Genomic DNA, 20591 nt, shown 5'->3' on the forward strand with positions numbered 1-20591 from the left:
TTTGTGAATAAATAAACAAATGCTTTTTTAAGGCGTAGAATTATGCGACACAACAGTTACAATATAAACCACCCAAAATGGGTAGAACGTTAAATTATTGAGCTTTATTTGTGATAGATCAAAAAATCTAAAGTGCGGTGAATTTCGCTAATATTTTTAATAAAACAGCACAGCGATTTATGCCATGCTGTTTTTAAATCAAATTACTCTGCTTTTGCTGGATATTCCCACCAAATATCAAATAATTCGCTTACTTCAATTTGTTGCAAGCCATTGGTTTCTAACCATTTTTTCACAGTTTCACGGTGGCTTTCATCACATTTACCAATTTTTTCTAGGCAAACTAAACCTTCCCAATGTAAATACCCGCTACCTTCATAAGCTAGACCATTTGGTTGAATCACTTCGTTAATAAAACGATCAACAATTTCATCTACAGTTTCAATCGCAGTACCTTCTGCAAATTGGAAATTTACAAGAAAACCAAGTTCTTGGAATTCAGCGAGGTGAAGTTTCTTGCGTTGACGTTGATTGTAAGATTTAGACATGGTATTTCTCCTATTAAGGTCGTATTCAAATCAGTATTCTATATTAAATTCGTGAATTTGGCATCGGATTTCCCCAACATCAATCTTCACCCAAAAGTTAATTTGCCCAAAATAGGCTTATTTCTTCACAAAGTATAAATCCCAAACACCATGACCAAGTCTGTGACCTCTGGCTTCAAATTTAGTTAAAGGTCTAAAATCTGGTCTTGGAATATAATCACCATTTTTCGAGGTATTCACTAAATCGGTGTTTGCGCTTAATACTTCTAACATTTGCTCAGCATAATTTTCCCAGTCTGTTGCCATATGGATAAAACCATTTTTACCTAATTTTTGCACAACTTGTGCCACAAAGTGCGGTTGAACAATACGACGTTTATGATGTTTAGCTTTATGCCAAGGATCTGGGAAAAATAATTGCAAACCGCCAAGCGTGCCATCAGCAATACTGTCACGTAAAATTTCCGTTGCATCATGACAGATCACGCGTAAATTCGTTACACCTTTTTCCACTGCATAAGCAATACAAGCACCCACACCCGGAGTATGAACTTCAATGCCAAGGTAATTTTTGTCGGGATTAGCAAAAGCCATATCCACGAGCGATTTTCCCATCCCAAAGCCAATTTCTAATACAACTGGATTATCATTGCCATAAATCTTCGCAAAATCAAAAGGTTCCGTTTGATAATCCAAACCAAGTGTTCCCCAGTTATCGTTCATCATGTTTTTCTGAAATTCACTCAAACGACCAGTGCGTAGCACAAAACTACGGACTTTGCGTTTATAGCGGCCATCTTCGGTAAATTCTGCGGTTTCAACGGTTTTACGTTTTTGATCAGCAAAACTTTGTGTCATAAAAATCTTGTTCGTGAAAAAAATTGGCGGCGATTATACACGTTTTTCTCGTATAATAGGGCAAATTTTTTCCCAAGGTTGATTATGAAAATTGTCCGAGTGGCACTGGCTGTGCCGCTTTCTCGTTTATTTGATTATCTCGTTCCCGATGATGTTTTATTACAAATCGGTATGCGCGTTCTTGTGCCTTTTGGTACGCAAAAACGTGTCGCCATTGTGGCTGATTTTCCGACAAAATCGGACGTGCCAGAGGGTAAGCTCAAAGCCATTCTTCAACCATTAGATTTAGCACCGATCTTTACCCCAATTTATTGGGATTGGCTTCATTGGGCAGCAAATTATTATCAAGCGGGATTAGGCGATGTGTTATTTCAAGCCTTGCCTGTGAAATTGCGTAACGGCGAAAGTGCGGTAAAAAATGACCGCACTTTTTGGCGAATTACGGATGCGGGGAAAAATGCCCTTGAACAAGGCGAATTAAAACGCTCGAAAAAGCAAGCTGAAGCCCTACAATGCTTATCTGAAACTGATCTTGAAAAAGGTAATAATAATTTTTCCTCTGCCATTTGGTCTGCCTTAAAAGCCAAAGGGTTTATTGAAGAAATTACTATCCAAACAAATCCCCTAAGCTGGCAACAAAGCTTAGGCAATAACCCAATTATCAATGCTGAAAATCGTTTAACCTTAAATAAGCAGCAAGCCTTAGCGTTTAGTCAATTGCTCTTTCATTCTGGTTTCAATGTATGGCTGCTCGATGGAGTGACTGGTTCTGGAAAAACAGAAATTTATCTGCAGTATATTGAAGAAATTTTAAAATCGGGTAAGCAAGTATTAGTGCTTGTACCTGAAATCGGACTAACTCCACAAACGGTGCACCGTTTTAAAGCGCGTTTCAATGTTGAAATTGATGTGCTGCATTCTAATTTAACCGATACGCAACGGCTTTATGTATGGGATCGTGCGCGTTCGGGACAAAGTGCCATTGTGATTGGCACGAGATCGGCGTTGTTCACGCAATTTTCTAATCTTGGTGCAATTATTTTGGACGAGGAACACGATTCGTCTTACAAACAACAAGACAGTTGGCGTTATCACGCGCGAGACTTGGCGATTGTACTGGCTCAAAAACTAAATATTGCGGTATTAATGGGCTCCGCCACACCAAGTTTAGAAAGTATTAATAATGTACAAAATGGCAAATACCAACATTTAGTTTTATCAAAAAGAGCGGGGAATTCTACCGCACTTCGTCATTTCGTTGTTGATTTGAAAAATCAAAACATACAAAACGGGCTTTCGAAACCCTTATTAGAACGGATGAAAGCTCACCTAGAAAAGGGCAATCAAGTGTTGCTTTTCTTAAATCGTCGTGGCTTTGCGCCCGTATTGCTTTGCCATGAATGTGGTTGGATTGCACAATGCCCGCATTGTGAAAAACCTTATACGTATCATCAGCATCAAAATGTATTGCGTTGTCACCATTGCGGTGCTCAAAAAACTATTCCTCGACAATGTGGTGATTGCGGCTCGACTCATTTAGTCACTACAGGTCTTGGCACGGAACAATTAGAAGAAACCTTGAAAATGCTATTTCCTCATTATTCTGTAGCGCGAATCGACCGCGATAGCACGGCGCGTAAAGGAAAATTGGAAGGTTATTTAGAAGATATTCAACAAGGCAAAAGCCAAATTTTGATTGGCACACAAATGCTCGCGAAAGGACATCATTTTCCGAATGTTACCCTCGTTGCCTTAGTGAATGTAGATAGTGCATTATTTTCACTGGATTTTCGTGCAGAAGAACGTTTAGCTCAACTTTATATTCAAGTTGCTGGACGAGCTGGACGTGCCGATAAACAAGGCGAAGTCGTGCTACAAACACATTATCCAGATCATCCTTTGCTTACCACGTTATTAGCGAATGGCTACCAAGCTTTTGCAAAAGAAACCTTACAATTACGCCATTCAATGGGATTGCCGCCTTTCACTTTTCAGGCGTTATTCAAAGCACAGGCTCGACATTCTGATCTTGCAGAAAATTACTTAAGCCAGATTGCAAATTTTTTTCAATCAAAGCAAATTACGGGATTGCAAATGCTTGGCCCAATGCCTGCACCGTTCAGCAAAAAAGCAGGGCAATATCGCTGGCAGTTATTATTGCAACATCCGTCAAGAATGACGCTGCAAAAAGCATTGAGAGAATATCAACAAGCCGAACTTGAAAAAAACAGCCAAGTGCGGTTAATTTTGGATGTTGATCCGCAAGACTTATCATAAAAAATGCGGTGAAAATTCACCGCACTTTCTCTATAAAATCTATTTGAAATCTTCGACATCACCCAATAGACAGGCATATTTTGCCGTATTGGGACTGGACTCCAAGGCAATTTTTAATGCCATCGTCAGAGGAACAGAAAGTAACATTCCCACGGTTCCAAGTAACCATCCCCAAAACAATAATGAAAGAAACACCACTAAAGTTGAAAGCCCTAACCGTTGTCCCATCATTTTAGGCTCAATAATGTTACCGACAACCATATTAATCGCAATAACACCGATTGCCACGCCAAAACCAATTCCAAAACCGTTCAGTAATAAGGCTTGCACAATAATCGGAATAGCCGCGATGATTGAACCAATATTCGGAATATAATTCAGCAAGAAACCCAAGGTTGCCCACAAAATGGCATATTGAACCCCACAGGTTTCCAACAAAATAAAAATACCAACACCAGTAAGCAAGCTCGTGATACTTTTAATGCCGAGATAACCAATTACGCCTTGCAAAACGCGATCAATATGGCGTTCTTCTTTGGCTGCATCATGAGGGGTTGAACTAATCACCATAGCAAATTTATGTTTCATCGTTGGTGCTTCCGCAAGCATAAAAATCACGACCAGCACTAAAACAAACACATTACTCACCACGCCAGAGAAATTCAACAATACTCGGCTCACAAAATTCATAATGATACTTGGGTCAAAATTTTCTTGGATAGTTTCACGCGAAAGCGTGAAAGGCAGATTGAAACGTTGCAACAATTCAGTTAAATCACTCACGCGTTGTGAAAGCAAAACTTTATATTGTGGAATTGATTGGGTGAATTCTCTTGCAGTGCTGTTAATCAGCCCGACTAATAAGAAAAACACCAAAGAAATCAAGATGAAAAGCAAAGTAATGGCCAACCAATGAGGAATTCGGCGTTGCGTCATCGCCTTAATCATCGGTGAACAAATTATCGCGATAAATAGCGATAGCAAGAATGGCACCACGATTTCTACCGCCAATGCAACACCAGCTAAGATAATAATCACCGAAGCAATGCCAAGCAAAGTGCGGTGTAAATTTAAATTATTTTGCACTAAATCGCATCCTCGTTTTCTTCTCCCGTGCGAATGCGGATCGCTCGCTCAACGTTATAAACAAAAATTTTGCCGTCACCGATTTTGCCTGTTTGTGCCGTTTCAATAATCGCTTCAATACATTGATCCACAAGCTCATCGGGAACTACCACTTCCAATTTCACTTTCGGCAGAAAATCCACCATATATTCCGCACCACGATAAAGTTCTGTGTGACCTTTTTGGCGACCAAATCCGCGTACTTCCGTGATTGTCATACCTGAAATACCAATATCTGAAAGACTTTCTCGCACATCATCTAATTTAAAGGGTTTAATCATTGCTTCGATTTTTTTCATGCTATTTCTCCAGATTTTCGCGTCTTGCTGATTTAGGACGGAAACTTTCAATGATTTCAGGCTTGGTATCAATATATAAGCCGTTAATCAGTTGCAAACAATAAGGCACCGCACTAAAAATGCCTTTTACAAGCACATTTCCTTCTTTATCTTTCACGCCTTCTAAGGTTTCTTTAATTGCTTTAGGCTGACCCGGAAGATTTAAAATCAGACTTTCCTTACGAATTACGCCCACTTGGCGAGATAAAATTGCGGTAGGTACAAAATGCAAACTCACTTGACGCATTTGTTCGCCAAAACCCGGCATTTCTCGATCCGCTACAGCAAGGGTGGCATCAGGCGTTACATCGCGTTTTGCTGGCCCAGTTCCACCAGTTGTCAGCACCAAATAGCAACCTTGTTCATCCACCAGTTCTTTTAATGTTTGTTCAATAACTGGCTGCTCATCGGGGATTAATCTTGTTTCTAAATGGAAAGGATCTACTAACGCTTGTTCTAACCAAGCCTGTAATTCTGGAATACCTTGATCTTGATACACGCCTGCTGATGCGCGATCAGAAACAGACACCAGACCAATTTTTAAAAGTGCGGTCATATTTTTCCTTATTTTTATAAATGATTTTGACGTGATTGGATAAATCAAAAATGCGGTAAAAACGTACCGCACTTTTTAAGGGCTAGAAGAATAAAATTCCGCCCCAAACAATACCGACAATACAAAGGGCAATAAATACCGATGCAGAACCTTGATCTTTCGCACGCCCTGAAAGTTCGTGGCGTTCTGTACCAATGCGATCAACGACAGCTTCCACCGCACTGTTTAAAAGTTCTAACGCCATCACAAGCAAAACAGAAGAAATCATCAAGATAATTTCAATTTTTGTTTCGCCTAAAAAGAACGCAAGAGGAATTAAAATGCAGGCTAAAAAACATTCGTGGCGAAAAGCTGTTTCATTTTTAAATGCACTTTTTAAGCCTTGTAATGAATATTTAGTGGAGTTGATTAAATGGGTTAGCCCCGTCGTTTTATACATAAATTTTCCTATTTTTATAAACGTTTCGCCTCAATTACGTCATCTAATTTTGCTAATCGAGCCAATATTTTACTCAAACTTTCAACATTATGGAGTTCAATTTCCATATCAATGGTAGCAAGCTGTTTTTTGGTATCAGCACGGCTTGACACCCCTAACACGCTAATTTTTTCATTTGCTAGAACCGTCGTAATATCACGCAATAAGCCATTGCGATCGCCTGCCACAATACGGATATTAATATGGAAACCACTTGCGTAATTTTCGCCCCAAATAGATTCCACAACTCGCTCTGGATGAGCTGTTTGTAAATCCAAGAACTGTTCACAATCCGCTCTGTGAATAGAAATACCACGCCCCATTGTGATATAGCCAACAATCGCATCGCCAGGAATAGGCTGGCAGCAACGTGCAATATGATGCATAAGATTGCCTACTCCTTCCACAATTACGTAGCCATTGTTCTTTTCAGATTTCTGCTGAGAATTGACCGCACTTTTGTTAGCAACATGACGTAAAATTTCTTGATCAGCTTCTTCAGCGGTCACTTTAATCAATTTACTTTGCAAGAAATTGATTAAGTTATTTAAACGAATATCGCCACTGCCAATGCCCGCATAAAGATCGTCCAAATTTTTCAAGTTATAGCGTGGTAACGCATAAGGCTCTATTTGCTTAATGCTTAAATTTAAACGGGCGAGTTCATTATCGAGTAATTCTTTGCCTGCTGGAATATTTTTATCGCGATCTTGTTTTTTAAACCACGCTTGAATTTTAGCTCGAGATTTTGCGGTGTGAGTAAATCCTAAATTTGGATTTAGCCAGTCACGGCTCGGGTTCGGATTTTTCTGGGTAATAATATCGATTTGATCACCCATTTGTAGCTGATAGGTAAATGGCACAATACGCCCTGCCACTTTTGCCCCGATGCAGCGATGGCCAATTTCACTATGAATTGCATAAGCAAAATCTAATGGTGTAGATCCCGTTGGCAAATCCACCACTTCGCCTTTTGGCGTAAACACATAGACACGATCATCAAATACTTGACTGCGTAACTCAGCCATCACTTCGCCAGAATCCGTAATATCATCTTGCCAAGCTAGCAATTTACGCAACCACGCAATTTTTTCTTCGTAGGCAGACATACTGCCTGTATTGCCTTCTTTATATTTCCAGTGAGCCGCAACCCCTAACTCTGCATCATCATGCATTTGTTGGGTTCGAATTTGCACTTCAATTGGCTTGCCACCTTTACCCAAAACAACAGTATGAATAGATTGATAACCGTTCGGTTTAGGGTTCGCGACATAATCGTCAAATTCTTTGGGTAAGTGTTTAAATTGAGTATGAACAATCCCAAGTGCGGTATAACAATCTTGCAATTTTTGCACGATAATTCTGACCGCTCTTACATCATATAAACCGCTAAACTCAAGATGCTTTTTCTGCATTTTGCGCCAAATGCTATAAATATGTTTCGGACGACCATAGACTTCCACTTGCTCGATATTTTCACGTAAATAACCGCTCAACTCACTAACGAAATCAGCAATGTAATGTTCTCGATCGAGACGACGTTCCTGCAATAATTTAGCAATAGCGCGATATTGTTCGGGATGGAGATAACGGAAGCAGTAATCCTCTAACTCCCATTTCAACTGACCAATCCCAAGACGATTGGCAAGAGGGGCGTAAATATAAGAACATTCTTTGGCGGCAAGGATTTTATCTTCCTCTGCGCAACGATGCTCTGCATCACGCAAGAAAGTAATGCGTTCAGCAAGTTTAATGATTACGCAGCGGAAATCATCCACCATCGCCAACAACATACGGCGAACATTATCTACTTGCAGTGCGTTTGCGGAATGGCTGGCATTAAGTTGGCGAATATTATCCATCTCCAACACGCCTTTAAGCAATTTAGTGATTTTCGCACCAAATTTATCTTTTAGACTGTCCCAGTCTATTAATTTATTTGCAACGATAGGAAACAACATGGCAGTAAGCAGGGTTTCCGCATCCATATTAAGTTCGTGCAAAATTTCTACCATTTCCACGCCAGACTGGAGCATCAAGGTAGCATTCTTCATTTCATTGGGATGAGTGCTCATTAAGTCACGTGCGTAATACCACGCATCGATCAAACTTTTTTCTGTTTGTTCTGCCAGTTTTAAGCCAGCGCACCATTGTTCAATCACAAAATCCTGCGGATTTAACAAATGAGAACCACGAACAGCAACCATAACACCCCCTTGTTGATGAAGAGAAAGCAACTTCCTGTCGCTTTTATTTTGGGTGGATATTGTACCGAATAACCGAGTTATTTTGTAGTGAATAACGTCACCGATTCCAAATGCCCCGTATGAGGGAACATATCTATCACCGCACTTTTTTCAATCTTGTAGCCAAAATCACGTAAAATTTCTGCATCGCGCACTAATGTTGCGGGATTACAAGACACATATAAAATTTTCTCAGCTTTCAGCTCACACAAAGCATTTAACGCGAAAGCTGCACCGCTGCGTGGAGGATCAAGCAAAATTTTATTGAACGACTGACGAGCCCAAGGTTGTTCAACAAAGGATTGGTCAAGATCGGCTTGGAAAAATTCAATATTCTTGATTTGGTTTCTTGCGGCATTTTGCTCCGCTTTTTGTACCATTTCAAAAATGCCTTCAATTCCCACCGCACTTTTCACGAGTTTGGCGAGAGGGAGCGTAAAATTTCCCATGCCGCAAAATAAATCTAGCACGCAATCTTGTTGGCTCAATTCAAGCCAATCCAACGCAGTATTGACCATACGTTCATTTAATGCACGATTTACTTGAATAAAATCACGAATATCAAAATGTAATTTTATGCCATCAGAAAATTGATAATAAGGTGCATCGCCATAGATTTGTTCAATACCTTCATCGCTTTGTAAAAACAGCATTAACTTTTCTTGTTCAGCAAATTTGAGCAATAAAGTGCGGTCAATTTCCGCAAGTTTTTTGGTGTAACGTAACAACATTGCAACGCCATTATCGGCCGCCACAAATTCAATATGTCCAAGCTGTTTCGGCGCAGAGAATTGTTCTAAAAGTGCGGTTAATTTAGGTAGTAAATAATTAATTGCAGGTTCTGCCACTTCACAAGATTGAATGGTAACTAAATCATTAGCATTTTTCTGACGAAAGCCCATTTCAACTTGTTTTGTGTTTAGATTAAACCATAAACTCAAACGTACACGACGACGATACGCCCACGCGTCGCCACAAATCATAGGTTGAAATGAAATCGGCTCTGACTGTAATTTACTTAATCGTTTAAACAATGCGGATTCTTTCGCTTTCCTCTGCATTTCAATAGGAATATGTTGTCCTTGGCAACCACCACAACGCATAAAATGAGCACATTTTGGTGCTAAACGTTCAGGGCTTTTTATTAGCCATTTTTTTGCCATAGCATGCCCATATTGGCGTTTATCTTCCAGAATCCGACATTCCACTTTTTCGTGCGGAAGTGCATTTTCAATAAACCAAGTTTTACCATTAATTTTCGCGACGCCTAAACCTTGATAATCTAAATCAAGAATATCAGCCGTAATGGTTTGAACATTGTTTGTTTTTTGCTTTGGGGTATAAAGAAGAACCATTATTTTAGAAGTAAAATATTTTGAGTGAATAATTCTCGGCTTTTTAGCGGTTTATCGCCAAGATAAGGTTTCAGTGCAATACGAGTAAAACGTTTTGCTGCCTGACGTACCGCATCATCAGAAAAATCGAGAGCTTCAAAGGCTAATAAATCTCTTCCGTAAAAAGTGAGATTATCTTTCACTAAGGACGCAATAAAACCTTTTTCTTCACGATAACGATATGTCATTGAGAAATCCACTGGCTCGCCAGAACCCGCACAATGAAGAAAATCCACGCCGTAACCGAGAATGTGTAAAAGTTGAAATTCAAAAAGACGCAAAGTTGGCTCAACGTTGGTTTCAGTTGCCAAGCCCGTTAAGCATTTTAAATAATGTTGAAACAGCGAAGGATTCGGCGTTTCAGGCTCAATAACACGAGTGAGTAATTCATTTACATAAAAGCCACTATAAAGGGCGATTTGTTGTAAAGGCAGTGTAATTGCGGCGGGTTCAACTTTAGTAAGGGTTTTCAATGAACTTTTTCCCGTCCAACGCAACAATAAAGGTGTGAAAGGTTGCAAGACCGACTTCCAAGATGAACGCTTTGCTCGTGCGCCCTTGGCGATCACGGTTAGGCGACCACTTTCTTCAGTAAACAAATCGACTAAAAGACTCGTTTCACTATAAGGGCGACGATGAAGAATAAAGCCTCGCTGGAGTTCGGTTTGCACAATTAATTACCGGATAAACGCTCTACGGGTTGTAATACACATTGTTCCGCTAAAACTTCACCTAAATTAGTTTTTAGCACACTAAAATCATCGCGCTCTTGCCACGCCCAACGAATATTGCCGTAATTTTTACCGCGCTCAGAAATCATTAATGTCAATTTTTCTGACATAGAATTAAAAGTCACCGTAATGTGATGCAATGATTTTTTACGTCTTTTTTGAGTGGAATGAACCACACGAACTTGCTTATCATCTTTACACAAATAAACCTTAGCCTCACCTTTTTGCAAAGCTTTATCTACTTTTTCCACCTGCATCTTTTGCGGCTCTGGCTTCTTTGGTAAACCATTTTGAGCACAACCGATCAAGCAAAGTGCGGTTAAAATTAGAAACATTTTTTTAAACATAGAATCCTACTTGCAAAAGAAAAATGGGCGATTACTCGCCCTAAATATTATTTTTTATATTCATAAGAACCATCAGACTGACGGACAAATCGCGTACCGTTAGATAAACGCATTTCATTTACTCGCCCTTGACTGTTCACAGATACTGCAACTTTATCACCCGGTTTAAAGCTACTTAAAACATTGCCCGCACCCGCAGCTTTACTCATTGCATTAACATCCGAAATATTAAGTTGATTGTCACGGAATACTTGCATAAGAGAAACGCCTTTAGGCACAGTTAACGTTTTCGCCGATGCAGTTGGTGCAGCTGCTTTTGTTGCAGGTTTTGCATCAACTATTTGAACCTTAGTTTCTTTTTTCACTTGAACTGGCTTTGCTTCAACAATTGGTGCTTTTCCTACTGTTTTAGCGACGGTTTGTTCAGTTGCTTTTGCTGGTACATGTGCTTTTTCAGCAACCTTCACTTCTTTTTTCGCAATATCTTTATGCGCAACTTGTTGTTCTACTACTTTTTTCACTGGTGGAACTGGTGCTACAACAGTTGGCGCTTTTGACTGTTCCACTTGAGCTTGAGTTTGTAGTTGCTCAGATTGAGCTGCTTGCATAGGCTTAGCTGAATCCATTGTATTTGAGGTTTGAACTGGAGCTTGAGCCATATTTTGTGGCTCAGCCATGTTTTGTGGCGCAGCTACGTTTTCTGCAGGTTGATTTTGAGCGGTCGCACTATTAGCTGAGTCATCTGCTTTTGGCGCAGATTCAGGTTGGTTAGCTTGCTCTGCAGCCATTTGATTTTGTGCAGGTGGATTATCTAAAATCGTGGTTTCAACTGGTTGATTTTGATCTAAAGATTGGAACTGCACTGGAATTTCATTGCTGTTAGACTGAGTGAAAGACTCAACAGTGTCAGAACTTGGTTTTAATGCAAAGAAAATAATTAATAAAATGACCAACGCCAAAATAGCCATAAATAAACGGCGATGCTTTGCCGGTAATACTTGCAACACTTTCCATTTTTCTGGTTGGGCTAAAATAGGTTTTTCAGCCTTTTCGACGGTTTCATCCGCGTTATTTTCAGCACTGATTTCTTCATCAACAGTAGAAATATTTTCTTCTGTGGAAGAAGTTTGAAGAACTGGCTCTTGTGCTGTTTTCAAATTTTCACTCGGAATTAAAGGAGCATTTTCTTGCGCTGATGAATCGCCAAAAGTAGGTTCTTTACGTTGCTGAAAGTTAGTTTGCACGTGATTTTTTTTGGCAAATAACCCTTTTGCTTTACCTAAAATTGACGAACTTGGCTGAATTGTTTTCTTTGGTGTAATCGGCTCTTGGTTAAGGCCTAAATCTAATTCATCTTGAGATGATTGTTCATTTTGATTTTTATTCATAGAATCCACTGGATTACTCCTGATACTTGTTGTTATTCATGTTAATTAGCCACGGAAGTGCGGCGAAAAAATTACGCGATATTTTATCGGATCTTATTCCGCGTATAAAGTCTTATTTGGTTCGCCAGCAATTTCTCGTGCGAGTTTGGGAACAAGATAGCCAGATGTAAGAGATTGCAAGGTTTTATAAATTTGCATAGCCTCTATATCGCTAATCAGAAAATGGCTCGCTCCTTGCACTTTATCTAGCAAATGCAAGTAATAAGGCAAAATTCCTGTTTGGAAAAGTTTATCACTCAATATTTTTAGAATTTGCGCGTCATCATTCACGTCTTTTAGCAAAACGGATTGATTCAAAAGCGTGACATTCACAGCTTTTAATTTTTGCATCGCATGAGCAAAAATTTGATCAATTTCATTTGGGTGATTAATGTGTGTCACCATAACAGTTTGCAAACGAGTTTCTGCTAATAAGGTACAAAATTCATCAGTAATCCGTTGCGGAATCACGACAGGCAAACGAGTGTGAATACGCAAACGTTGTAAGTGCGGTATATTTTCCAAATGTTTTATTAACCACGCTAACTCATGATCTTTCGCCATTAAAGGATCACCGCCTGAAAAAATCACTTCTTCAATTTCAGGATGCACTGCAATGTAATCTAATGCTAGTTGCCAGCTTTTTTTATTTCCCGGGTTTTCATCGTAAGGAAAATGTCGGCGGAAGCAATAACGACAATTCACCGCACAACCACCCTTCGCCATAAAGAGCAAGCGGTTTTGATATTTATGAAGAATATTCGGCACCGCATTGGCATTTTTTTCTTCTAAGGGATCCGTACTAAATCCTTCGGCTTGCACAAATTCTAAATCAGAACACATCACTTGCAAGAAAAGAGGATCTTGCGGATTACCTTTTTCTATTTTATCAATGAAAGGTTGTGGCACACGAAGCGAAAAAAGTTTCCGCGCAGCAATGGATTGCTCAAAATCATCTTCTGGTAAATTTAAGGCTTTTAGCAATAATTTAGGATCTGAAATCGCATTTTTTAGAATTGTGAGCCAATTTTGTTCTTCTCTAATGACGGGTTCTTGGGTTAAAATACGCACTTTTCAAACCATCTCTAATTTTTAGGATATTAAAAATATGGCTACATATACTACCAGTGATTTCAAACCAGGTCTAAAATTTATGCAAGACGGCGAACCTTGCGTAATCGTTGAAAATGAGTTCGTAAAACCAGGTAAAGGTCAAGCTTTCACCCGTACTCGTATTCGTAAATTAATTTCAGGCAAAGTATTAGACGTAAACTTCAAATCTGGTACTTCGGTTGAAGCTGCTGATGTTATGGATCTTAACTTAACTTATTCATACAAAGACGATGCATTCTGGTACTTCATGCACCCAGAAACATTTGAACAATACTCTGCTGATGCAAAAGCTGTAGGTGATGCAGAAAAATGGTTATTAGACCAAGCAGATTGTATCGTGACTTTATGGAATGGTGCGCCAATTACTGTTACTCCACCAAACTTTGTTGAATTAGAAATCGTCGATACAGACCCAGGCCTTAAAGGCGATACAGCAGGTACTGGCGGTAAACCAGCAACATTAAGCACTGGCGCAGTCGTAAAAGTACCTCTTTTCGTTCAAATCGGTGAAGTAATCAAAGTAGATACTCGTTCTGGCGAATACGTATCTCGCGTAAAATAATTGCTTAGATGACAAAAGTGCGGTTAATTTCTGCGGTATATTATGTCGCAGTAATAAAAAGCACTACAATTCATGCGATAAAAATGCCTTTCCGTTCATAAATAGGAAAGGCATTTTTTTATAAATAATATAGTTTGATAGAAAGCATAAAAAACCAATCAGTCAAATTTTTCTGTTATTTTATGCTTTAATTAAAACATTTTTACTTATAGTATAGAATAGAGTAAAATGAAGCACGGTTTTCAAAAATCGACTATAAAAATTTTATTTTAAACAAAAATCCTTTGGAGGAACCCTAATGAATATTCGAATTGAGAAGTCTTCTCTTCTCTTCTCTTCTCTTCTCTTCTCTTCTCTTCTCTTCTGCTGTACAAGCGGAAGATAATGGAAAAGGGGTTTATGTGCAAGCCGATTGGGTGCACGCACGTGAAAAAATAGAGACACACGCTCCAAATCAACCTGAAATATTACAAGACTATTCATACATCAAAACTCATTCCAACCATCCTCGTTTTTCTATTGGTTATGATTTTGGCAATTGGCGAATTGCAGTAGATTATGCTCATTATCGTAAATGGAGTCACGGCAAACATCTTATTAGTGAACCTATCGAAAAAGATCCTGTTGGATCGACTCATCCGATGAATCTAGTTAAATCTAGCACAGTAATTGATCACAAAGATGCAGGTAGTTTCCAAGCCAAGAATTCTTATGGTATTTCTGTAATTTATGATTTTGATACTGAATATAAAATTAAACCTTATGTTGGTGCAAGAATTGGAGTTGGGCATGTTGCTGCCAGCGGTTATACAAAAGATGAATTTACAACAAAACTTACATTTAAGGCTAACAATATGCCAATGGGAGGAGATGTGAAGGCGTATGAGGAAACATCATATTCCAGAACCATAAAACGCATTGGCTTTGGTTTTATTGGTGGTATTGGCTATGACATTACACCGAATATTACCTTAGACTTAGGTTATCGTTATAATGATTGGGGACATTTAGAAAACGTGCGTTTTAAAACTCACGAAGCCTCTTTCGGTGTACGTTACCGTTTTTAATTAAACAAATTTAGTTTTCTATTTACGCGGTCAAATTCTTCTGATTATTTACAAAGACAAGAAGCATTTGACCGCTTGTTGATCTGCACCCCAAAATCTGGACACCTAATTTGAGGTGCAGATTATGTCCTACCCTTATCAATTTCGTTTGAAAATTATCAAACTCGTCACCGAACAGGATTATGGTATCCGTGAGGTGGCTAAACTTCATAAAATTTCCCACGCTCTCATCATTTATTGGCTAAAAGCATTTCGGGAAAGAGGGCTTGATGGCGTAAAATCGCCTCATACAAACCTTCAAACACCGAAAATAGCGAAGCCAAAGATGAAAAAGAAAGACATTGAAATTCCAGAAACCACAGACTTTTCACCTAAAGCGTTTAAAAAGTTACAACGAGAGCTCGCCTTAGCTCGTGCGGAGATTGCTTACCTAAAGGAGTTGGATGCGCTCGACCGTCAAAAACAACGACAGAAAAAAATTAGGGGCTGACGTAGATTAGCAAATATGCTAGTCTATAAAAATGAAGATAACCCATTGTAAATTAAAGATATCTATACAAAATAAGCTCCTTGAATTTTTTGTATTAGAAGTGACAGCCCGAGCAGCGGCTGATTTACTCGGTATCCAAGCCAATTCAGCGATTTTGTTTTACCGAAAAATTCGTGAAGTCATTAGCTATCATTTAGCCCTTGAAGCCGATGAGGTTTTTGATGGTTAAATTGGGCTTGATGAAAGCTATTTTGGCGGTCATCGTAAAGGAAAACAAGGTCGAGGCGCAGCAGGAAAAGTTGCTGTATTCGGTTTGTTAAAGCGACAAGGAAAAGTATTTACAGTAGTGGTAGAAAATACCAAAACAGAGACATTAATGCCTGTTATTGTGAGGAAAATCAAGCCTGACAGCTGGGTTTATACCGATACTTATCGAAGCTATGATGCCCTTGATGTGAGCAAATTTCACCACGAACGAATCAATCATTCCGAACTATTTGCGGTGAAACAAAACCACATAAATGGAATAGAAAATTTCTGGAGTCAGGCGAAAAGAATCCTCCGAAAATATAATGGAATCGACCGAAAAAACTTTCCTTTATTCTTGAAGGAATGTGAATTTCGGTTTAACTTTGGAGCACCAAAAGAACAGCTTAAAATATTGAGAAAATGGTGTGGTATTTAGGGCTAATCTACTTCAGCCCCTTATTTAATATAGGGTAATTTCAAGCGGTTAAATCTTTCTATCAGAACGAGATAAACTGAATTTCTAATTAGGATTTAACCGCACTTTCCTTTACAAGCCAAATATTTTCTCTACAATACCCCACCTAACGATTTGCCTAGCGCAAATCCCTGACCTGAAATCAGACAAAAGAGAATATTATGACAACCCAATTCAAACCAGAATTACTTTCCCCTGCTGGCTCTCTCAAAAATATGCGCTACGCCTTTGCTTATGGCGCAGATGCCGTTTATGCAGGGCAACCTCGTTACAGCTTGCGCGTACGTAACAATGAATTTAATCACGCCAATTTAAAAATCGGGATCGATGAAGCCCATGCACTTGGCAAAAAATTCTATGTGGTCGTAAACATTGCACCACACAACTCCAAACTCAAGACCTTTATCAAAGATTTACAACCTGTGATAGACATGGGCCCTGATGCCTTAATTATGTCTGACCCAGGCTTAATTATGTTGGTGCGTGAAAACTTCCCAGATATTGATATTCACCTTTCTGTACAAGCAAATGCCGTAAACTGGGCAACAGTCAAATTCTGGAAACAAATGGGATTAACTCGTGTGATTTTATCGCGCGAATTATCCATTGAAGAGATCGCTGAAATTCGCCAACACGTACCAGACATCGAACTCGAAATTTTCGTACATGGCGCGTTATGTATGGCGTATTCTGGTCGTTGCTTACTTTCTGGTTATATCAACAAACGCGATCCAAACCAAGGCACTTGCACTAATGCTTGCCGTTGGGAATACAAAATGGAAGAAGGCACCACGGATGAAGTAGGCAACATCGTGCCTAAAATCGATCCTGCTCAACAAATCGAAGTGAAAAATGTCGCACCAACCTTAGGCGAAGGTGCAGTAACAGATAAAGTTTTCCTCTATACCGAATCACAAAAGCCAGATGAGCAAATGACGGCGTTTGAAGATGAACACGGCACCTACTTTATGAATTCAAAAGATCTGCGTGCCGTACAACATGTAGAAAAATTGACCGCACTTGGTGTGCATTCTCTAAAAATCGAAGGTCGTACTAAATCATTCTATTACTGCGCAAGAACGGCACAAGTTTACCGCAAAGCCATTGATGATGCTGCTGCTGGCAAACCATTTGATGAAAGCTTAATGGATACGCTGGAATCCCTTGCTCATCGTGGTTATACCGAAGGTTTCCTACGTCGTCATACGCACGATGAATACCAAAACTACGAATATGGCTATTCTATTTCTGATCGTCAGCAATTTGTCGGTGAATTTACTGGTAAACGTAATGAACAAGGTATGGCTGAAGTGGCGGTGAAGAACAAATTCCTACTTGGTGATGATGTAGAAATGATGACCCCTCAGGGGAATATCAATTTCAAAATTGAAAAAATGCTAAATCGTAAAAATGAAGCGGTTGATGCAGCGCTAGGTGATGGGCATTTTGTGTTCTTAGACGTACCACAAGATATCAACTTAGACTATGCTTTACTAATGCGTAATTTAGTCAATAGCAATACAAGAAATCCACATAATTAAATGACAAAAAATATTTGTTAAAAAAATGTTGCATTTTTGTATTTTATTATTATAATACGCCACATACCTGATTTGTTAATTCAACAACTCATAGTATGACTCCAAATATTTTTGCCCTTTCAGCTTTTGAAAGGGCTTTTTTTATTCCGAATATTCTGCAACCTCAAACCAACTTTCTAGAATCAAACAAGCAGAGATCCCATCTACTTTGCCTTTTTTTAAGGCTCGAAAACCGCCTCTATCAAAAATTTCACTACGAGCCTCTGTTGTTGTTAGACGTTCATCTTGCAACTGAACATTAACGCCAAAACGACCTTGTAAACGATTTGCAAATTTACGAGCACGCAAAGTGAGATCTTGCTCTGTTCCATCCATATTTAAAGGCAAACCAACTACGACAACATCTGGTTTCCATTCTTTCAAGCATTTTTCGATTGCATCCCAGTTTGGGATACCATCTTGCGCCTTAAAAGCAGGCAAGGCTTGTGCGGTGCCGGTAATACTTTGCCCTACAGCACAGCCAATACTTTTGGTACCAAAATCAAAAGCAAGTGCAGTAATCCCCATTAGCTATGCCCCACTTGTGCAAACACAAAATTATGTGGGTGAATACCAAGCAATTGATTCGCCGCAACATAGCGCTCATCATAAGGCATATCAAATAAAATCTGATCGTTCGCAGTAGCGACTAACCAAGCATTATCAGTGATTTCTTTTTCCAACTGCCCAGCCTCCCAGCTAGAGCATCCAAGAGCGATAAGGTATTTTTCTGGCGCAAGTTCAGAACCTAGCGTCTCTATTACATCAGCAGAGGTTGTCATTGAAAGATCATCCGTGATTTTATAAGTATGCTGAAATTCATTAGGTGTATTCTTATGTAGAATAAAACCTCTTTCACTATGCATGGGGCCACCTGCTACCACCATTTCATTGCTAAAAGTGCGGTCATTTTTCATCATAAAATTGAGTTTTGAATAAAGTTCCGCAATGCTTAAATCTGTTGGCTGATTAATCACTAACCCCATCGAGCCTTGCTCATTATGCTCGCACATAAACACCACAGTACGATTAAAATAATCGTCTAAGTGTGGCATCGCGATCAAAAATTTCCCTTGTAACTCCATCATTCACCTAAATCTCCAAAACAAATTTGTAGTGCACTAATCGCCGCAAGCGATGCAGTTTCAGTACGCAAAACACGCTTTCCTAATAAAATTTCAGTAAATCCTTGCTGTTCAGTTTGTGCAATTTCTTGTGCAGATAATCCACCTTCTGAGCCAATTAATAAGCGAACACCTTCAACGGGAATATTCGGTAACGTTTTAATCGAATATTGCGCGCGTGGATGCAAATTCAATTTTAGCGCTCCGTCATTTTCTGCACACCAATCTTGCAATTTCATCAGTGGACGAATCTCCGGCACAATATTACGACCGCACTGTTCACAAGCACCAATCGCAATTTTTTGCCATTGTTGGATTTTTTTATCCATGCGTTCGCCATCAAGCTTTACGCCACAGCGTTCTGACCATAATGGCGTAATCACATTCACACCCAATTCCACCGATTTTTGAATGGTAAATTCCATTCGCTCTCCGCGAGAAATCACTTGACCCAAATGAATTTTTAAATTGGATTCTTTATCCGCCAGCTCACGCCCAAAAATCGCCACCTTTACCGCTTTTTTATTCGACTCAATAATTTTGGCTGGATAAATATGATTAGAACCATCAAAGAGTTCAATTTGCTCACCTTCTGTCATTCTTAACACGCGCCCTACATGGTTTGCCGCGTCTTCGGAAAGTTGACATTGAGTTTGATTTTCAAGGGATTCAGGATGATAAATTCTTGGTATGCGCATAATGTTTATCTATATTAATGAAAAAGTGCGGTTAAAATTCACCGCACTTTTGATGTTGAAATCAATCCGAAAGATTCTGCGGCAATCGCTCTAGAATAGTTTTCCAATAAGTTGAAGAACGTAAATTATGTTTACGAATACAATCCACCACCGCATCAGCATTTCCCGCAAGGCAAATTTGTTGCATTTCTAAATAGAATGTTTTTGTAAGTTCTCGATGTTTTTCTTCTTTAAAAAATAAAAAACCAATTCGTTGGTAAACCCCTTTCAAACTATTAAAAATTAAACGATAAAAGGGCTTATTAGCCACTACGGTAAATTGACGAAATAATTTGTAATCAAATTCTGTGTAACCTTGCGCCGTATTTTGTAATTGATCTAATTCAGCAAAAAGTGCGGCAGATTGTTGAGGAGAATTTTTTACTGCCTCATAAATATAAGATTCAGACATTTTACTGCGTAAAGACAACATATTATCAATAATCAAAGGTGCTGACTGCATATCTAAACCGATTAGTGTTTCAATAATATTTGGCCCTGCCGTATCCCAGATATTATTTACTTTTGTTGGTTTGCCGTGCTGAATAGTCAGCCAACCATCACGCGCTAAACGTTGTAAAACTTCACGCAAAGTGGTGCGAGTCACTCCGATCTTATCGGCTAAATCACGTTCTGATGGTAAATTACTGCCTGCGGGAAAAACATCTTGCCAAATGCTTTTGACAATATATTCTTCTGCTAAGGCTGCTGGACTTTGGGCTTTTAAAATATCGTTATCGTTTTGCATTACAATTAAAAATCAGATAAAAATCAAAAAAAACGCAATTTTATAAAAAAATTACTCAGTTTTTATTATCCTTTAAAGGGGGATATATTACAATGTTCACGTGATAAAAATAATGGAGTTC

At 39.1% G+C, this 20591-nt stretch carries 21 protein-coding genes and 1 pseudogene; 6 read left to right on the forward strand and 16 right to left on the reverse strand.

Annotation, left to right across the window (positions count from 1 at the left end; genetic code table 11):
- Positions 1 to 203 precede the first annotated feature (203 nt).
- Positions 204 to 548, reverse strand: coding sequence for a YggL family protein (locus tag DV434_RS04905; RefSeq protein WP_005632159.1), 345 nt, complete (start codon positions 546 to 548; stop codon positions 204 to 206).
- 117 nt (positions 549 to 665) lie between these two features.
- Positions 666 to 1406, reverse strand: a complete 741-nt coding sequence (gene trmB / locus DV434_RS04910; RefSeq protein ID WP_118785334.1) for a tRNA (guanosine(46)-N7)-methyltransferase TrmB — start codon at positions 1404 to 1406, stop codon at positions 666 to 668.
- 84 nt (positions 1407 to 1490) lie between these two features.
- Here trmB and priA point away from each other — a divergent pair, with 84 nt between their 5' ends.
- Positions 1491 to 3683, forward strand: coding sequence for a primosomal protein N' (gene priA / locus DV434_RS04915; RefSeq protein ID WP_118785335.1), 2193 nt, complete (start codon positions 1491 to 1493; stop codon positions 3681 to 3683).
- Positions 3684 to 3722: 39 nt separating this feature from the next.
- On the opposite strand, the gene DV434_RS04920 is transcribed toward priA, so the two are convergent.
- The 10 genes from DV434_RS04920 to epmB all read right to left on the reverse strand — a co-directional run bounded on the left by DV434_RS04920 (position 3723) and on the right by epmB (position 13396).
- Entirely contained in the window at positions 3723 to 4769 is a 1047-nt protein-coding gene (locus tag DV434_RS04920) for an AI-2E family transporter (protein ID WP_118785336.1), read from the reverse strand.
- The gene (glnB, locus tag DV434_RS04925) at positions 4769 to 5107 is read right to left on the reverse strand and encodes a nitrogen regulatory protein P-II (protein WP_005627040.1); all 339 of its coding nucleotides are present in this window, start codon (positions 5105 to 5107) and stop codon (positions 4769 to 4771) included. Before glnB ends, DV434_RS04920 begins: the two co-directional genes overlap by 1 nt.
- Position 5108: 1 nt before the next feature.
- Entirely contained in the window at positions 5109 to 5702 is a 594-nt protein-coding gene (mog, locus tag DV434_RS04930; protein ID WP_118785337.1) for a molybdopterin adenylyltransferase, read from the reverse strand.
- Between the two features lie 82 nt (positions 5703 to 5784).
- A complete protein-coding gene (locus DV434_RS04935) occupies positions 5785 to 6141 on the reverse strand; it encodes a diacylglycerol kinase (protein ID WP_005627042.1) in 357 nt (118 codons plus the stop codon).
- Between the two features lie 14 nt (positions 6142 to 6155).
- Positions 6156 to 8387, reverse strand: a complete 2232-nt coding sequence (gene relA / locus DV434_RS04940) for a GTP diphosphokinase (protein ID WP_118785338.1) — start codon at positions 8385 to 8387, stop codon at positions 6156 to 6158.
- 77 nt (positions 8388 to 8464) lie between these two features.
- Positions 8465 to 9781 carry a 23S rRNA (uracil(1939)-C(5))-methyltransferase RlmD gene (rlmD, locus tag DV434_RS04945; RefSeq protein ID WP_118785339.1) on the reverse strand — a complete coding sequence of 439 codons (1317 nt, stop codon included), beginning with the start codon at positions 9779 to 9781 and terminating at the stop codon, positions 8465 to 8467.
- Positions 9781 to 10491, reverse strand: a complete 711-nt coding sequence (recO, locus tag DV434_RS04950; RefSeq protein WP_118785340.1) for a DNA repair protein RecO — start codon at positions 10489 to 10491, stop codon at positions 9781 to 9783. Before recO ends, rlmD begins: the two co-directional genes overlap by 1 nt.
- A gap of 2 nt (positions 10492 to 10493) precedes the next feature.
- Complete coding sequence (locus DV434_RS04955) at positions 10494 to 10898, reverse strand: Opacity-associated protein OapB (protein WP_118785341.1); 405 nt, start codon at positions 10896 to 10898, stop codon at positions 10494 to 10496.
- Between the two features lie 47 nt (positions 10899 to 10945).
- Positions 10946 to 12295: an opacity-associated protein OapA gene (gene oapA / locus DV434_RS04960; RefSeq protein ID WP_118785342.1), complete on the reverse strand. Its 1350-nt coding sequence runs from the start codon at positions 12293 to 12295 to the stop codon at positions 10946 to 10948.
- Positions 12296 to 12379: 84 nt separating this feature from the next.
- Positions 12380 to 13396, reverse strand: coding sequence for an EF-P beta-lysylation protein EpmB (gene epmB, locus DV434_RS04965; RefSeq protein WP_118785343.1), 1017 nt, complete (start codon positions 13394 to 13396; stop codon positions 12380 to 12382).
- Between the two features lie 37 nt (positions 13397 to 13433).
- Here epmB and efp point away from each other — a divergent pair, with 37 nt between their 5' ends.
- The 5 genes and pseudogenes from efp (at position 13434) to trhP (ending at position 17822) form a co-directional block, all read left to right on the forward strand.
- Positions 13434 to 14000 carry an elongation factor P gene (gene efp / locus DV434_RS04970; RefSeq protein WP_005635150.1) on the forward strand — a complete coding sequence of 189 codons (567 nt, stop codon included), beginning with the start codon at positions 13434 to 13436 and terminating at the stop codon, positions 13998 to 14000.
- 311 nt (positions 14001 to 14311) lie between these two features.
- Positions 14312 to 15067, forward strand: a complete 756-nt coding sequence (locus DV434_RS04975; protein ID WP_118811520.1) for an opacity family porin — start codon at positions 14312 to 14314, stop codon at positions 15065 to 15067.
- Positions 15068 to 15191: 124 nt separating this feature from the next.
- Complete coding sequence (locus DV434_RS04980) at positions 15192 to 15557, forward strand: transposase (protein WP_118785345.1); 366 nt, start codon at positions 15192 to 15194, stop codon at positions 15555 to 15557.
- Between the two features lie 31 nt (positions 15558 to 15588).
- A pseudogene (locus tag DV434_RS04985) lies at positions 15589 to 16242 on the forward strand (IS1595 family transposase).
- A 200-nt stretch (positions 16243 to 16442) separates the two neighbouring features.
- On the forward strand, positions 16443 to 17822 hold the full coding sequence (trhP, locus tag DV434_RS04990) for a prephenate-dependent tRNA uridine(34) hydroxylase TrhP (RefSeq protein ID WP_048953461.1): 1380 nt from the start codon (positions 16443 to 16445) through the stop codon (positions 17820 to 17822).
- Between the two features lie 141 nt (positions 17823 to 17963).
- Here trhP and ruvX read toward each other — a convergent pair whose 3' ends face one another.
- The 4 genes from ruvX to fadR all read right to left on the reverse strand — a co-directional run bounded on the left by ruvX (position 17964) and on the right by fadR (position 20470).
- On the reverse strand, positions 17964 to 18389 hold the full coding sequence (ruvX, locus tag DV434_RS04995; RefSeq protein ID WP_005646895.1) for a Holliday junction resolvase RuvX: 426 nt from the start codon (positions 18387 to 18389) through the stop codon (positions 17964 to 17966).
- A complete protein-coding gene (locus tag DV434_RS05000) occupies positions 18389 to 18949 on the reverse strand; it encodes a YqgE/AlgH family protein (RefSeq protein ID WP_005627726.1) in 561 nt (186 codons plus the stop codon). Before DV434_RS05000 ends, ruvX begins: the two co-directional genes overlap by 1 nt.
- Positions 18946 to 19683 carry a 16S rRNA (uracil(1498)-N(3))-methyltransferase gene (gene rsmE, locus DV434_RS05005; RefSeq protein WP_118785346.1) on the reverse strand — a complete coding sequence of 246 codons (738 nt, stop codon included), beginning with the start codon at positions 19681 to 19683 and terminating at the stop codon, positions 18946 to 18948. The genes DV434_RS05000 and rsmE overlap by 4 nt, the downstream gene beginning before the upstream one ends.
- 61 nt (positions 19684 to 19744) lie before the next feature.
- A complete protein-coding gene (fadR, locus tag DV434_RS05010) occupies positions 19745 to 20470 on the reverse strand; it encodes a fatty acid metabolism transcriptional regulator FadR (protein ID WP_118785347.1) in 726 nt (241 codons plus the stop codon).
- Between the last annotated feature and the right edge of the window lie 121 nt (positions 20471 to 20591).

The organism is Haemophilus haemolyticus (assembly GCF_003493685.1).
Lineage (GTDB): Bacteria > Pseudomonadota > Gammaproteobacteria > Enterobacterales > Pasteurellaceae > Haemophilus > Haemophilus haemolyticus_O.